Source organism: Oleiphilus sp. HI0128 (genome assembly GCF_001635365.1).
Window position 1 is genome coordinate 1 of the sequence record NZ_LWGG01000359.1, and the last position, 702, is coordinate 702.

The 702-nt window shown below is 45.4% G+C and carries 1 protein-coding gene; it reads right to left on the bottom strand.

All coding sequences use genetic code 11. From position 1 onward, the window contains the following. Nucleotides 1-702: DUF349 domain-containing protein (locus A3763_RS04510; RefSeq protein ID WP_156494909.1), on the bottom strand; the 702-nt coding region annotated here is incomplete at both ends.

The window sequence follows — 702 nt, forward strand, 5'->3', positions numbered from 1 at the left end:
GTTTTCACCTGATGAAGACATTCCTTCTGAAAGACTGCTAACTTGGAGGTGAACGTGCAGCGCGTAGAAGCTTCCGGGAGACTCGATACCTGCAGCGATCTCACAAGCTATACACAAAGAACGTGCCTCTTGAAGTGTCACGCAACGCTCGGGACTTACNGAACCAGCTTTGACAGAGATCCATAAAGTTTTAAGAGTATCTTCCTGAGCTTTAGGAAGCTCAAGTTGCGAGGCAAACTCATCATCAAGGCTCGCATCGGCCTGAGTATTATTGTGATAGACCTCTCTACAGAGCTTAGCCTTACGCTGTACTTCTTGCCAAGCTAATAGGTGCTGCCTGTTTTCTTGGCCAGCGATAAGTTGCTTAAGTTTTTTGAGTAAAGCTTCAAAACGATTTTGAATTTTTTCCAGAGCTTTGCCTTGTACTGAAGGTAGGGACTTATATTCTTTACGGTACTCGCTTAATCTGGCTTTGAGTTCGCTAAGGTTGGTATCGCTTAGGGAATCGAGTTCAGATTCGATACGAGATAGAAGCTCGTTCGCTGCGTTTGAAGCCTTATTCGCCTCTTCTTTCTTTTCATTGCGAACTTGGTCGCGGCGGGCAAATATCTGGTCGCAAATTGCGCGAAATGCTTGCCAAAGCTCTCTTTCTTTCTTATAAGGCGTGATGCCAACCTTTTGCCAGGCTTGTTGTAAGTCCTT